The sequence below is a fragment of the Cronobacter sp. HA18003 genome, assembly GCF_011605905.1.
Taxonomy (GTDB): Bacteria; Pseudomonadota; Gammaproteobacteria; order Enterobacterales; family Enterobacteriaceae; genus Cronobacter; species Cronobacter sakazakii.
Map to the genome: position 1 here is coordinate 137,258 of NZ_JAANQO010000025.1, position 12,840 is coordinate 150,097.

The 12,840-nt window shown below is 55.5% G+C and carries 15 protein-coding genes; 9 read left to right on the forward strand and 6 right to left on the reverse strand.

Annotation, left to right across the window (positions count from 1 at the left end; translation table 11 throughout):
- Positions 1 to 159 precede the first annotated feature (159 nt).
- From G6041_RS18225 to coaD, 6 genes are all read left to right on the forward strand, one after another.
- Complete coding sequence (locus G6041_RS18225) at positions 160 to 1,152, forward strand: glycosyltransferase (protein WP_012126247.1); 993 nt, start codon at positions 160 to 162, stop codon at positions 1,150 to 1,152.
- A complete protein-coding gene (locus G6041_RS18230) occupies positions 1,152 to 2,123 on the forward strand; it encodes a glycosyltransferase (protein WP_004388477.1) in 972 nt (323 codons plus the stop codon). Before G6041_RS18225 ends, G6041_RS18230 begins: the two co-directional genes overlap by 1 nt.
- Before the next feature lie 22 nt (positions 2,124 to 2,145).
- Complete coding sequence (locus G6041_RS18235) at positions 2,146 to 3,780, forward strand: sulfatase-like hydrolase/transferase (RefSeq protein ID WP_007894817.1); 1,635 nt, start codon at positions 2,146 to 2,148, stop codon at positions 3,778 to 3,780.
- 177 nt (positions 3,781 to 3,957) lie between these two features.
- Positions 3,958 to 5,232 carry a lipid IV(A) 3-deoxy-D-manno-octulosonic acid transferase gene (waaA, locus tag G6041_RS18240; RefSeq protein ID WP_041460651.1) on the forward strand — a complete coding sequence of 425 codons (1,275 nt, stop codon included), beginning with the start codon at positions 3,958 to 3,960 and terminating at the stop codon, positions 5,230 to 5,232.
- Positions 5,232 to 5,999 carry a glycosyltransferase family 2 protein gene (locus G6041_RS18245; RefSeq protein WP_012126245.1) on the forward strand — a complete coding sequence of 256 codons (768 nt, stop codon included), beginning with the start codon at positions 5,232 to 5,234 and terminating at the stop codon, positions 5,997 to 5,999. Before waaA ends, G6041_RS18245 begins: the two co-directional genes overlap by 1 nt.
- Positions 6,000 to 6,003: 4 nt before the next feature.
- Positions 6,004 to 6,483: a pantetheine-phosphate adenylyltransferase gene (gene coaD / locus G6041_RS18250; RefSeq protein ID WP_012126244.1), complete on the forward strand. Its 480-nt coding sequence runs from the start codon at positions 6,004 to 6,006 to the stop codon at positions 6,481 to 6,483.
- Here coaD and mutM read toward each other — a convergent pair whose 3' ends face one another.
- From mutM to radC, 4 genes are all read right to left on the reverse strand, one after another.
- The gene (gene mutM / locus G6041_RS18255; RefSeq protein WP_004388472.1) at positions 6,484 to 7,293 is read right to left on the reverse strand and encodes a bifunctional DNA-formamidopyrimidine glycosylase/DNA-(apurinic or apyrimidinic site) lyase; all 810 of its coding nucleotides are present in this window, start codon (positions 7,291 to 7,293) and stop codon (positions 6,484 to 6,486) included.
- Between the two features lie 113 nt (positions 7,294 to 7,406).
- Complete coding sequence (gene rpmG / locus G6041_RS18260) at positions 7,407 to 7,574, reverse strand: 50S ribosomal protein L33 (RefSeq protein WP_003024094.1); 168 nt, start codon at positions 7,572 to 7,574, stop codon at positions 7,407 to 7,409.
- A gap of 20 nt (positions 7,575 to 7,594) precedes the next feature.
- Positions 7,595 to 7,831, reverse strand: coding sequence for a 50S ribosomal protein L28 (gene rpmB, locus G6041_RS18265; protein WP_004388471.1), 237 nt, complete (start codon positions 7,829 to 7,831; stop codon positions 7,595 to 7,597).
- A 214-nt stretch (positions 7,832 to 8,045) separates the two neighbouring features.
- Positions 8,046 to 8,699: a RadC family protein gene (gene radC / locus G6041_RS18270; protein ID WP_029464270.1), complete on the reverse strand. Its 654-nt coding sequence runs from the start codon at positions 8,697 to 8,699 to the stop codon at positions 8,046 to 8,048.
- 182 nt (positions 8,700 to 8,881) lie between these two features.
- On the opposite strand from radC, the gene coaBC reads away from it, so the two are divergent.
- The 3 genes from coaBC (at position 8,882) to slmA (ending at position 11,251) form a co-directional block, all read left to right on the forward strand.
- On the forward strand, positions 8,882 to 10,093 hold the full coding sequence (gene coaBC, locus G6041_RS18275) for a bifunctional phosphopantothenoylcysteine decarboxylase/phosphopantothenate--cysteine ligase CoaBC (protein WP_007853094.1): 1,212 nt from the start codon (positions 8,882 to 8,884) through the stop codon (positions 10,091 to 10,093).
- Complete coding sequence (gene dut, locus G6041_RS18280; RefSeq protein WP_012126242.1) at positions 10,071 to 10,529, forward strand: dUTP diphosphatase; 459 nt, start codon at positions 10,071 to 10,073, stop codon at positions 10,527 to 10,529. Before coaBC ends, dut begins: the two co-directional genes overlap by 23 nt.
- A 125-nt stretch (positions 10,530 to 10,654) precedes the next feature.
- Entirely contained in the window at positions 10,655 to 11,251 is a 597-nt protein-coding gene (gene slmA / locus G6041_RS18285) for a nucleoid occlusion factor SlmA (RefSeq protein WP_004388468.1), read from the forward strand.
- A 51-nt stretch (positions 11,252 to 11,302) separates the two neighbouring features.
- Here the strand turns inward: slmA and pyrE are convergent, their stop codons facing one another.
- Both pyrE and rph read right to left on the reverse strand, forming a co-directional pair.
- Positions 11,303 to 11,944 (reverse strand): orotate phosphoribosyltransferase, encoded by a 642-nt coding sequence (pyrE, locus tag G6041_RS18290; RefSeq protein ID WP_004388467.1) that lies wholly within the window; start codon positions 11,942 to 11,944, stop codon positions 11,303 to 11,305.
- A 64-nt stretch (positions 11,945 to 12,008) separates the two neighbouring features.
- A complete protein-coding gene (rph, locus tag G6041_RS18295) occupies positions 12,009 to 12,725 on the reverse strand; it encodes a ribonuclease PH (RefSeq protein WP_004388466.1) in 717 nt (238 codons plus the stop codon).
- Positions 12,726 to 12,840 lie beyond the last annotated feature (115 nt).

Sequence of the window (12,840 nt, forward strand, 5' to 3'; positions counted from 1 at the left end):
ACGCAGGCTCGCGCCGGTAGCTTTCTTTATCGCTTCATAGATAATAGGCAGCCACCGGCGCAATGGCCTGGCGAACTTCTGACATCACATGCTGTCGAAACGCCGTTACGCCAGGTGAAAAGTGTTTATCTGTAAGACCCGGTATCCCACGGAGAAAGCATGTCTGATACCCCCCTTCTGAGTATCATTGTCGCGGTTTATAACGGCGAGAAGTTCCTGAGCGCCTTTTTTGACAGCATTAAAAGTCAGCAACTGGAGAGCGTTGAGCTCATCGTCGTGGACGACGGGTCGACCGACCGCTCCGCTGAAATTACCGAAAGCTACCGCGCGCAATTTCCGCGTTTTCAGCATGTAAAACAGGAAAATCAGGGCGTATCCGCCGCGCGTAATACCGGACTGGCACTGGCGCAAGGCCAATACCTGGCGTTTCCGGATATCGACGACGTTATCTACCCGACGCTTTATCCGCGCCTGCTCGATATCGCCACGCAAAATAATCTTGATGTCGCGACCTGTAACGGTACATACATTTATGATGACGGTCGTCCGGCGAAGAAGATTTTCCCCTCGGATCGACTGACGTCTACCGGCGTACTGGATGGCCCTACCTGGCTGCAAATGGCGTTGAACTCACGCAAATTCCTGCATGTCACCTGGCTGAATATTTATCGCCACGACTTCATCAAACGTCATGGTTTCCGCTTCGAACATGGCCTGCGTCATCAGGATATTCCGTGGACCACCGAAGTGTTGCTGACGGCGCAGCGGGTGCAATATATCGACGAAACGCTGTATGACTACCTGATCCACGCCGCCTCGGTTTCCCATACGCCGGGCACCGATGACACGCGCATGCGTTCAGCTCGTCACTACATGAAAATTCTTGAGATGCTGAACGCCATTAATGAGCGTTATCCCGAACAGGTGAAACGTGTTCCGGCGTGTCACTGGCAGATAGCCAAAGAAGGGCTTGGGATCTTACATAGCATTAATAATATTGAAGATCCTGTGAAGAAACGCGAAATCACGCGCGAGCTTTTCGATCGGGGCATCTGGGAGATGATCTGGAAGAACGCGCGCGGCTTTAAACAGCGCTGGCGTCTGGGTCGTCGCTACTTCCGTCTTAAAAAATTAGTTACGACAATTTCCTGATGAATAAAATTAAACTACATGCCGTTTCACGTAGCGATTTTATCGCTAAAAACTACCCCGATTTTCAGTCGCTTGTCGATGCCCGCGTCAACCCGGACACCATTCCCGAGCGCTTTTACTGCGGTGGGCGCGGCGGCTGGACTTTCCAGACGGCCCTGACGCTGAATTATTACTATCCCGAGCGGGTAGAGGTGTCGTTTGGCTCTGAGTGCCGCCCCGATGCCATCAATTTAATGCATAACGACGATTTCGGCTCGCGCGTAAAACCCTGGAAAGGGCTCACCGTTGTTGCACGTGCTGACCGCCCGCCGGTTATCGGCTCAGACTATGTTGTAGAGCAAAATCCGCAATTCAAAAATCGCGGAAACAGAGTTTTTGTGCCGTACTGGCCACAGCCTGGCGTACAACCACGCGAACGCACCGATAATGACGTCCGCACGGTCGCTTATTTTGGCCGTGTCGATAGCTTCCCGGCGGAATTTGGCAGCGATGCCTTCAAACAGCGTCTTGCGGAACAGGGCATTACGCTGCGTATCTCGTTCAATAACTGGACCGATTATCGCGATGTGGACGTGTGCCTTAGCTTCAGGAAATCACACGACCATAAACTGGCGCGTAAGCCTGCCAGTAAACTGATTAACGGCTGGCTCGGAAAAACCGTCATGATTTGTGATGACGAACCCTCCTTCAACGCTATCCGCGAAAGCGAGCTGGACTACCTGATTGCCAAAACGCCGGACGAGGCTTTCAACGCCATTATGCGTCTGAAAAATGATCCTGAGCTCTTCCGGCGTATGCTGGAACAGGGTGAGAAACGCCTTGAGGTTTATTCTCGTCAGGCTGTTGCGGCGCGTTGGTACAGCCTGTTTGAGGAGATCTGGCAGAAAGGCGTTCACCAGCGCCCCACGGCCTTACGTGCGCTTCGCTTTGCGTTCGGTAAAGCCATTCGCCCTTTAACCAAAAAGATGTAATGACGGCCTAAGGTTCTTTTTCATGCTCTCTATTCTTTCTGGAGCCCGTCCGGTGTCGCCGCGTAATATCGTGCGCACGCTGGTACTGGCAGCGATAATTCTTGTTCTGTTTTCACTATCAGAAATCGCCATCCTGATGAAAGATAATGTCTATCGCCCTAAAGCGGATGATATGGCGTTATACCTCATTATTGCGTTACTGGCGGCTGCCAGCGCCCGCTTTTTCGTTACGCGGTTGCTGCTCGCAGTAACCTTTATCGTGCAAATCAGTGAGGCGATTTATTACACCTTCTACGGGCAGTTTTATGGCCCAAGCGAAGTCTGGCTCGCTTTCGTCGAAACCAAAGATATCGCCAGCGGCATTAGCGACAGCCTCAGTTCGTTAGGGATTTATTTTCTTATTATGCTGGTAGCCGTGCTGTTCTCGCTCTTTGCAGCGCGCCGCCTGGCACCGGAATGGAAAAAGTGGCAAGCCTTGCCTTGCCTGCTGATTATTGTGGTGATGTTTGGCGGGCAGTTTTACAAAGCGATTAACGGGCAGATGTATAAATTTAACCCGGATCTGCGCCACTCTTTGCTACGTAACGGCCTCTCTGCGATGAGCTTTAGCTCCATTCGTCTCATTCCGGAGGCGATTTCCGGCGAAAATCAGCAAATAGCGCATTACGAGCCGTATCAGGTGACGCCGGTGCCGGGTTATCAGCAAGGTAAATATTCCGTCATTCTGGCGATTGGCGAAAGTCTGAACCCTCACCATGTCAGCGCCCTGGGTTACGAACGTGATACCACACCAGAGCTTTCCGCACTGATGAAACAGTATCAGGGCTCCTCAAGCATTTTGATTTCCAATGCGGTGTCGACACGTGTTGCTATTCCCATGCTGGTGAATAACCTGCGCGAGCCGGATAACTATTTTGCTTACAAATCAAAAGCAGCAAATCTGTTCGCCAATGCGAAAAAGCAAGGCTATCAGACGGCATTTATTTCCGCGCAAGGGCTGGAAGGCCTGAGCAACTGGATCGGTATTCATAATATTGATCACTGGGAAGATACGCAGATCCGCCCGGCGCCGGATGTCGGTGCCGATCGCGTACTGACGCCTTCTGTAGAAGCCTCACCTGTGGATTACACGAAGCCATTTTTGATGGTGCTTAACAGTCGCGCGCCGCATATTCCCTATGAAAGAAACATTCCGCAGGGTTTTGCAAAATTCTCCACACCGAAGCTTAGCGATGATGTCGCGCAAAAGAAAAACGAGTACGACGACGCGGTACGCTATTACGATAAAGAACTGGCATCAGCTATCCGCACCGTGATGGCAAAATCGAAGCTACCCGTTCTGGTCTTCATTACTTCGGATCACGGTGAACGTGTGGGCGATGGCGGCTTGTTTGGTCACTCAGTGGTAGAGATGCCTATTGCGCAGGTGCCTTTTATCTATTTCAGCAACGATCCGGCTTACCGGTTGAATGCGCTCACCACGCAACCCCCGCGTAACCACTACCAACTGGCGACACTGATTAACAAAGCGCTCGGATTTACTGTAACGAACCCGAATCAAACCGATGACAGCTTTTTCATTACGGGGGGCGACATTCGCGGTCTTTCGGAACGTATTACCTACCATCTGGATGCAGTAGCACCGCCTGCGCACTGATCTTTTTCCTGTCAGATCCTGACACTGCGGGCGGTGGCCGCCGCCCGCTTCTTCCTCTCCAGGCTTATCTGTATACTTCACGCAGGCAAAACTCTCCTGTTGGCGCCAAAACAATAGCTTTACCCCGGTGAAATGCTTAGAATTTGCCCGCCGATAAAGAAAATAACGGATATTAGCTTGGAATCGTTGTATACCGCTCTGCTCTACCTGATACAGCCTTTTGTCTGGGTGCGGCTTTTACTCCGCAGCCGTAAAGCCCCTGCCTATCGCAAACGATGGGGGGAGCGCTATGGCTTTTGTCAGGGAAAAGTGTTGCCGGACGGTATCCTGCTGCACTCGGTGTCGGTGGGCGAAACCCTTGCGGCCATTCCGCTGGTGCGCGCGCTGCGTCACCGCTATCCGTCACTGCCCATTACCGTTACCACGATGACGCCAACAGGCTCTGAGCGCGTACAGTCGGCGTTCGGCAAAGACGTGCATCACGTTTATCTGCCTTACGATTTGCCCTGCGCCATGAACCGTTTTCTGGAAACCGTGCGCCCGAAACTGGTGATCGTCATGGAAACCGAGCTGTGGCCGAATATGATTTCCGCGCTGCATCAGCGCAAAATTCCGCTGGTTATCGCCAACGCCCGCCTTTCCGAACGCTCCGCTAAAGGCTATCAAAAGCTTGGCGGGTTTATGCGCCGCCTGCTTGCGAAAATTACGCTCATCGCCGCGCAGAATGATGAAGACGCCAGCCGTTTTACCGCGCTGGGTCTGAAACGCAACCAGCTGGCGGTCACCGGCAGCCTGAAATTCGATATCTCCGTAACGCCTGAGCTTGCGGCACGCGCGATTACGCTGCGCCGCCAGTGGGCACCGCGTCGCCAGGTCTGGATCGCGACCAGCACTCACGACGGTGAAGAGGCGATTATTCTGCAGGCGCACCGCCAGTTGCTGGAAACGTTTCCCGATCTTCTGTTGATTCTGGTGCCTCGCCACCCGGAGCGCTTCAAAGACGCGCGCGATATGGTACAGAAAGCAGGCTTTAGCTTTACGATGCGCAGTACCGGCGAAATTCCATCCGGCGGCACGCAGGTAGTGATTGGCGATACGATGGGCGAACTGATGCTCCTGTATGGCATCGCCGATCTGGCGTTTGTCGGCGGTAGCCTTGTCGAACGCGGCGGCCACAACCCGCTGGAGCCTGCCGCGCACGCCATTCCGGTGCTGATGGGTCCGCATACCTTTAACTTCAAAGATATCTGCGCCAAATTGCAGGAAGCCGACGGGCTTATCACCGTGACCGACGCCGATTCGCTGGTAAAAGAGATTTCCACACTGCTGACTGACGAAGATTATCGCCTCTGGTATGGCCGTCACGCGGTGGAAGTGCTGCACCAGAATCAGGGCGCGCTACAGCGACTGTTGCAGTTACTGCAGCCTTACCTTCCGCAGCGGAGCCACTGATGCGCGCACGCCTCTCGGTGGTGATGATCGCCAAAAACGCGGCGTCGCTGCTGCCGGATTGTCTCGCTTCCGTGGCCTGGGCCGATGAAATTGTGGTGCTGGATTCCGGCAGCAGTGATGACACGGTCGCCGTGGCCACCGCCGCCGGTGCAAAAGTCTTTACCGAAAGCGACTGGCAGGGCTACGGCATTCAGCGTCAGCGTGCCCAGCAATACGCCAGCGGCGACTACATTTTGATGATCGATACTGACGAGCGCGTAACGCCCGAGCTGGCGCAGGCGATTCGTCAGGTGCTGGAGCAGCCCGACCCGCAGGCGGTGTACAGCATCGCCCGCCGCAATCTGTTTCTGGGCCGCTTTATGCGCCACAGCGGCTGGTATCCCGATCGCGTCACCCGCCTCTATGCGCGCGAGCGCTATCGCTATAATGACAATCAGGTGCATGAATCGCTCGATGCGCCAGGTGCACGCGTGGTGACACTTTCCGGCGATCTGCTGCACCTGACCTGCCGCGATTTCGCGAGCTTCCAGCGCAAACAGCTCAATTACGCCACCGCCTGGGCGCAGGAGCGCCATCAGCAAGGTAAAAAGGTTTCGGTGCCTGGCATTTTCGGGCGCACGCTGGCGGCATTCTGCAAGACGCTTATCCTGCGCGCTGGCGTGCTGGATGGCCGCCAGGGCTGGCTGCTGGCGGTTGTTAACGCCCAGTACACCTTCAACAAATATACCGAGCTGTGGGCGCTGAACCGCGGCTTTACGGAAAAGTAACGCTATGACCACTCGCGCGATTTACCCCGGTACTTTCGACCCGATAACCAACGGTCATCTCGATATCATCACCCGTGCGGCCAGCATGTTTGACGAGCTGATCCTGGCGGTCGCGGCCAGCCCGCATAAAAAGACGATGTTTTCGCTGGATGAACGCGTAGCGCTGGCGCAGCAAGCCGCGGCACATCTGCAAAATGTCAGCGTGACCGGCTTTAGCGATCTGATGGCGAACTTTGCGCAGGCGCAGCAGGGTAATGTTCTGGTGCGCGGTTTACGTACCGCGGGCGATTTCGAATATGAGATGCAGCTGGCGCATATGAACCGTCATCTGATGCCAACGCTTGAAAGCGTTTTTCTGATGCCGTCGAAGGAGTGGTCGTTTATCTCCTCAAGTCTGGTGAAGGAAGTGGCGCGTCACCAGGGCGACGTCTCCCACTTCCTGCCTGCGCATGTTCATCAGGCGCTGCTCGAAAAGCTGCGTTAATCACTTCTGACAGCGTCGGCACCAGTAGGTGCGGCGCTGGGCATGTTTCCCCGCCAGAATCGGCGTGCCGCACACCCGGCACGGTTCGCCTTCGCGCCCGTAGACCTGCAACTCCTGCGCGAAATAGCCCGGTTTGCCGTCGCTTTGCAGAAAATCGCGAAGCGTGGTGCCGCCCTGCTCAATCGATCGTAACAGTACCGCTTTGATCGCCTGCGCCAGCAGTTCGCACTCTTTTTCTGACAGCGACGAAGCCAGCCGATCGGGGTGGATCCCGGCCGCAAACAGCGACTCGCTGGCGTAGATGTTGCCGACACCCACCACCAGCTTGTTATCCATCAGCCAGGGCTTAATCGCGACTTTCTTTTTCGCACATTTTTCACGCAGGTACGCGCCGTTAAAGGCATCGCTTAGCGGCTCCGGCCCCAGATGCGCCAGCACATTATGGCCTTCGAGTTCACGCGTCCACAGCCAGGCGCCGAAACGGCGCGGGTCGGTGTAGCGCAGCACTTTGCCGTTGCTCATCACGAGGTCAACATGATCGTGCTTCTCGGCCGGGCGCTCCTCCGGCAGGATGCGCAGGCTACCGGACATGCCAAGGTGGATGATTATCCAGCCATCCGGCAGTTCAAGCAGCAGGTATTTGGCGCGACGCTGCACGCTGAGAATGGGTTTATCGCTTAGCGCGTGGATTTCGTCGGACACCGGCCAGCGCAGGCGGCCATTACGCACAACGGCGTGCAATATTGTTTCGCCAACCAGATGCGGTTCAATTCCGCGACGGCTGGTTTCCACCTCAGGTAATTCAGGCATAGCGTCTCTCGCGTGAGTTCATTAACAGGGAGCGGTAACAGAAGATATGAGGGCGGTTCGGAAAACAAAAAACCCCGCCGGAGCGGGGTTTTTGTACAAATCAGACAAAAATCTTATTTGATTTTAGCTTCTTTGTAGAGAACGTGCTGACGGACAACCGGATCGAATTTCTTCAGTTCCAGTTTTTCCGGCTTAGTACGTTTGTTCTTCGTGGTGGTATAGAAGTGACCAGTACCAGCAGAAGAAACCAGCTTGATTTTCTCGCGAATACCTTTAGCCATGATTTATTTCCTCTAAGTACTTAGTACTTTTCGCCACGGGCACGCAGTTCAGAAAGAACTACATCGATGCCTTTTTTATCAATTACACGCATACCTTTAGCAGATACGCGCAGAGTAACGAAACGCTTTTCGCTCTCAACCCAGAAACGGTGAGAGTGCAGGTTCGGCAGAAAACGGCGTTTAGTCGCGTTCAGTGCGTGGGAACGGTTGTTACCGGTCACCGGACGCTTGCCAGTTACTTGGCAGACTCGGGACATGTCTATTCTCCAAAAATCAAATTAGCTCGAGCTTCGTATAGGGTGTTGGCAGCCTCGTCAGGCCTGATGGCCCAGTCTGGCGGTTCAATGGAACTCGCATTGCCAGGCCCACATGCCAAACCCGAGATTCTCAAAGGTGGCGTAGTATACGCTGCCGGGGCCGTCTGCTCAAGTCCCGAACAGATAAAGATCGCTAAGGATCGCCACGTCTGGCTTATATCCACCCACGTTCGGCGAAAGAAACGTATTCTCCACGCCCAATGACCAGATGGTCAAGTACCCGAATGTCCACCAGCTGGCAGCTTTTCACGATGCGCTCGGTCACCATTTTATCCGCCCGGCTGGGCTCGGCGCGCCCGGAAGGGTGATTGTGCGCCAGGATAATCCCGGCGGCGTTGAGCCGCACCGCTTCACGGACGATTTCACGTGGATGCACTTCCACATGGCTGAGCGTGCCGGTGAACAGCGTATTCTGCCTGATGATGCGGTTCTGGCTGTCGAGAAAAATCACCAGAAACACTTCGCGCTCCTGCTCCGCAAGCTGGCTTTCCAGAAAGTCGCGTGTAATGGTCGGGCTCAACAGCGCTGTCTCTTCGCAAGGGCGCGAGCGATAGTAGCGGCGCGCCAGTTCGCCGATGGCTTTAAGCTGCGCATATTTCGCCATGCCGACGCCGCCGATATCCCGAAATGGCCGAATATCCGCCGACAACAGCCCGTAGAGCGAACCAAAATGCGCCAGCAGCCGTTTTGCCAGCGTCATGACATCCATGCCTGGCGTCCCGGTACGCAAGAAAATCGCCAGCAGTTCTTCATCGCTTAAATCGGCCGCGCCATAACGCATCAGCTTTTCCCGCGGCCCGTTGTCCATTTTCACTATGGTCTTCCCTGCCCTGTGTCGCGCCGCCATTATCCGCTTGTGGTCAGAGGCTGGCGACAGTGGCTTTTTATCCCTGCGCGACGTCTCGCAAAGTTTAAATTTCATACCGCCGCGCAGGTTTTGGGATTGTGATAAAATGCCCGCTTTCCAGAAAGTGACAGGAAGAGAAGACCATGGGCCTTGCCGGTAAAAAAATCGTTCTGGGCGTCAGCGGCGGCATTGCGGCGTATAAAACGCCGGAACTGGTACGCCGTCTGCGCGAGCGCGGCGCGGAAGTGCGCGTCGCAATGACCGAAGCCGCAAAAGCGTTCATAACGCCGCTGAGCCTGCAGGCCGTTTCCGGCTACCCGGTGTCAGACAGCCTGCTCGACCCGGCTGCCGAAGCCGCGATGGGCCATATTGAACTCGGCAAATGGGCGGATTTAGTGATTCTTGCGCCTGCCACCGCCGATCTCATCGCGCGTGTCGCCGCGGGTATGGCAAACGATCTGGTGACGACAATTTGCCTCGCCACGCCGTCGCCTGTCGCGGTCGTCCCGGCGATGAATCAGCAGATGTACCGTAATATCGCGACGCAGCAGAATATTGAGCGGCTCGCCTCGCGCGGTCTGCGCATCTGGGGGCCGGACAGCGGCAGCCAGGCCTGCGGCGATGTGGGGCCTGGCCGTATGCTCGACCCGTTAGAGATAGTCGAGCTGGCCGCTAACCACTTCGCGCCTGTCAACGATCTGCAACATCTCAACATCATGATTACCGCGGGTCCGACCCGTGAGCGGCTCGATCCGGTGCGCTATATCACCAACGACAGCTCCGGCAAAATGGGGTTCGCGATTGCAGCAGCGGCGAGCGCCCGCGGCGCGCGCGTTACGCTGGTGGCAGGGCCAGTCGCCCTGCCGACGCCGCCAGGGGTTGAGAGAATCGATGTCGAGAGCGCACTGGAGATGGAAGCCGCCGTGCAGCAGCGCGCCCAGCAGCAGCAGATTTTCATCGGTTGCGCAGCCGTGGCGGACTACCGGGCAGAGACGATTTCTTCCGAAAAAATAAAAAAACAGGGCGATGAGCTGACGCTGAAAATGGTGAAAAATCCCGATATTGTCGCAGGCGTCGCGGCGCTCTCGCAAAATCGCCCTTATGTTGTCGGGTTTGCTGCCGAAACAAATAATGTGGAAGAATATGCGCGGCAAAAACGCCAGCGCAAAAACCTTGATCTGATTTGCGCGAACGATGTGTCGCAAGCCGGTCATGGCTTTAATAGTGATACCAACGCTTTGCATCTTTTCTGGCAGGAGGGAGATAAAGTCTTACCGCTTGAGCGGAAGGCGCTCCTTGGCCAACGTTTACTGGACGAGATTGTTACCCGTTATGATGAAAAAAATCGACGTTAAGATTCTGGACCCGCGCGTGGGCGAGCAATTCCCGCTGCCGACGTATGCCACCTCCGGCTCAGCAGGTCTCGATCTGCGCGCCTGCCTGGACGAGTCCGTTGAACTGACGCCGGGTGCGACAACGCTCCTGCCAACCGGCCTGGCCATTCATATCGCCGATCCGTCGCTTGCCGCTGTGATTCTGCCGCGCTCGGGCCTTGGGCATAAACATGGCGTAGTGCTGGGCAACCTGGTCGGGCTTATCGATTCTGACTACCAGGGGCAACTGATGGTTTCCGTGTGGAACCGCGGCCAGCAGAGCTTCACGATTGAACCCGGCGAGCGCATCGCGCAAATGGTGTTTGTACCCGTCGTGCAGGCGGAATTTAATCTGGTGGAAGACTTTACCGCCACCGATCGCGGCGAAGGCGGCTTCGGGCACTCCGGGCGTAAATAAGCCGCCCGCGTAACCGCGCATTCCTTAAGTTAAATAAAGCGAAATGAGTACCGCAGGCGAAAGCCTGCGGACGCTTTGTGGATGCTCGCCTGGCAAGTGATTATTTTTCAGGGGTATTTTAAAACATGGCAGAAAAACAAACCGCGAAAAGGAACCGTCGCGAAGAAATACTTCAGTCTCTGGCGCAGATGCTTGAATCCAGCGATGGCAGCCAACGCATTACGACCGCGAAACTTGCGGCCTCCGTTGGCGTTTCCGAAGCGGCGCTGTATCGCCACTTCCCCAGTAAAACGCGCATGTTCGACAGCCTGATTGAGTTTATCGAAGACAGCCTGATCACCCGCATTAATCTGATTCTGAAAGATGAAAAAGAGACGCTTAACCGTCTGCGTCTGATTGTGTTACTTATCCTCGGTTTCGGTGAGCGCAACCCAGGGCTGACCCGCATTCTGACCGGTCATGCGTTGATGTTCGAACAGGATCGTCTGCAAGGGCGCATTAATCAGCTGTTTGAGCGTATTGAAGCCCAGTTGCGTCAGGTGCTGCGCGAGAAAAAAATGCGCGAAGGCGAAGGCTATGCGACTGACGAAGCGTTGCTGGCAAGCCAGCTGCTGGCGTTTTGCGAAGGGATGCTGTCGCGCTTTGTGCGCAGCGAATTCCGCTACAGCCCGACGGCGGATTTCGAAGCCCGCTGGCCGTTACTGGCCGCGCAGCTGCAATAAAAACGACGCAAATTAAGCAAAAGGCCGGATATCCGGCCTTTTTCGTTTCTGTCAGACGCCGTACTGCTGGCGATATGCCTCTACGGCAGCCAGATGGTTGGCCATCTCCGGCTTTTCCGCCAGATAAGCGATGAGGTCATTCAGCGTAATAATCGCAATCACCTGACAGCCGTAATCGCGCTCCACTTCCTGAATAGCGGAAAGCTCGCCGCGTCCGCGCTCCTGCCTGTCGAGGGAAATCATCACGCCAGCAAGCGTCGCGCCGTTCGCCTGGATAATCTCCATCGATTCACGAATCGCAGTACCGGCGGTAATCACATCATCCACCAGCATAACGCGGCCCTGAAGCGGGCTACCGACCAGGTTGCCGCCTTCACCGTGGTCTTTGGCTTCTTTGCGGTTGAAGCAGTACGGGACGTCGCGTTCGTGATGCTCTGCGAGTGCGACGGCAGTCGTGGTGGCGATAGGAATGCCTTTATAAGCCGGGCCGAACAGCAGATCGAAATCGACGCCGGAATCGACCAGCGCCTCAGCATAAAAACGGCCCAGCAGCGCCAGATCGCGCCCGGTATTAAATAAACCGGCGTTAAAAAAGTAAGGGCTCTGGCGCCCGGATTTCAGCGTGAACTCACCAAATTTAAGCACCTGTTTGTTAAGGGCGAATTCAATAAACTGGCGCTGATACGGTTTCATGGCTTTGCTCCTCAAATAGCATATTGCAGGCATAAAAAAGGCGACTCTTCAGTCGCCTTAAAAATCAGTTTGCTAACGCCGCCTTCTGCGACGCCACGATCGACTCGATTCCCCCGCGGGCCAGCGCCAGCAAGTCGAGCAACTCCTCATGGGTGAAGGGCTCGCCTTCCGCGGTGCCCTGCACTTCAATCATGCGGCCATCTTCGGTCATGACAACGTTCATATCGGTTTCGGCCGCAGAATCTTCTACATATTCCAGATCGCATACCGCTTCACCGTTGACGATGCCCACGGAGACCGCCGCCACCATCCCTTTCATCGGGTTGGTTTTCAGCTTGCCTGCCGCGACCAGTGCGTTCAGCGCATCAGCCAGCGCTACGCAGGCTCCCGTGATGGACGCCGTGCGGGTGCCGCCGTCAGCCTGAATAACATCGCAGTCTAGGGTAATCGTAAACTCGCCGAGCGCTTTCAGATCCACTGCCGCACGCAGCGAACGGGCAATCAGACGCTGGATTTCAAGGGTACGGCCGCCCTGTTTGCCTTTCGCCGCTTCACGGGCGTTACGGGTATGGGTCGCGCGCGGCAGCATGCCATATTCGGCAGTGATCCAGCCCTGCCCCTGGCCTTTAAGAAAGCGCGGCACGCCTTCTTCAATGGAGGCGGTGCAGAGCACTTTAGTATCGCCAAACTCAACCAGCACGGAGCCTTCTGCGTGTTTAGTGTAATGACGGGTCAGGGTAACTGGGCGCACTTCTGATGCGCTACGGCCTGCTGGACGCATGGGCATATCTCCGGCTTGTTAACGAATGTGGCTGCGCATTATACGGGCTGAAAGCGCTTATTCCTATCCTGTCAGACTTACGGTAGCTATAATCCCCTCATTCACATCAGAAAAC

Bases quoted from the DNA above. Each gene is read 5' to 3' on its own strand.
- G6041_RS18225 (WP_012126247.1), top strand. From the start codon at position 160: ATGTCTGATACCCCCCTTCTGAGTATCATTGTCGCGGTTTATAACGGC.
- G6041_RS18230 (WP_004388477.1), top strand. From the start codon at position 1,152: ATGAATAAAATTAAACTACATGCCGTTTCACGTAGCGATTTTATCGCT.
- G6041_RS18235 (WP_007894817.1), top strand. From the start codon at position 2,146: ATGCTCTCTATTCTTTCTGGAGCCCGTCCGGTGTCGCCGCGTAATATC.
- G6041_RS18245 (WP_012126245.1), top strand. From the start codon at position 5,232: ATGCGCGCACGCCTCTCGGTGGTGATGATCGCCAAAAACGCGGCGTCG.
- coaD (WP_012126244.1), top strand. From the start codon at position 6,004: ATGACCACTCGCGCGATTTACCCCGGTACTTTCGACCCGATAACCAAC.
- mutM (WP_004388472.1), bottom strand. From the start codon at position 7,293: ATGCCTGAATTACCTGAGGTGGAAACCAGCCGTCGCGGAATTGAACCG.
- rpmG (WP_003024094.1), bottom strand. From the start codon at position 7,574: ATGGCTAAAGGTATTCGCGAGAAAATCAAGCTGGTTTCTTCTGCTGGT.
- rpmB (WP_004388471.1), bottom strand. From the start codon at position 7,831: ATGTCCCGAGTCTGCCAAGTAACTGGCAAGCGTCCGGTGACCGGTAAC.
- radC (WP_029464270.1), bottom strand. From the start codon at position 8,699: ATGGACAACGGGCCGCGGGAAAAGCTGATGCGTTATGGCGCGGCCGAT.
- coaBC (WP_007853094.1), top strand. From the start codon at position 8,882: ATGGGCCTTGCCGGTAAAAAAATCGTTCTGGGCGTCAGCGGCGGCATT.
- dut (WP_012126242.1), top strand. From the start codon at position 10,071: ATGATGAAAAAAATCGACGTTAAGATTCTGGACCCGCGCGTGGGCGAG.
- slmA (WP_004388468.1), top strand. From the start codon at position 10,655: ATGGCAGAAAAACAAACCGCGAAAAGGAACCGTCGCGAAGAAATACTT.
- pyrE (WP_004388467.1), bottom strand. From the start codon at position 11,944: ATGAAACCGTATCAGCGCCAGTTTATTGAATTCGCCCTTAACAAACAG.
- rph (WP_004388466.1), bottom strand. From the start codon at position 12,725: ATGCGTCCAGCAGGCCGTAGCGCATCAGAAGTGCGCCCAGTTACCCTG.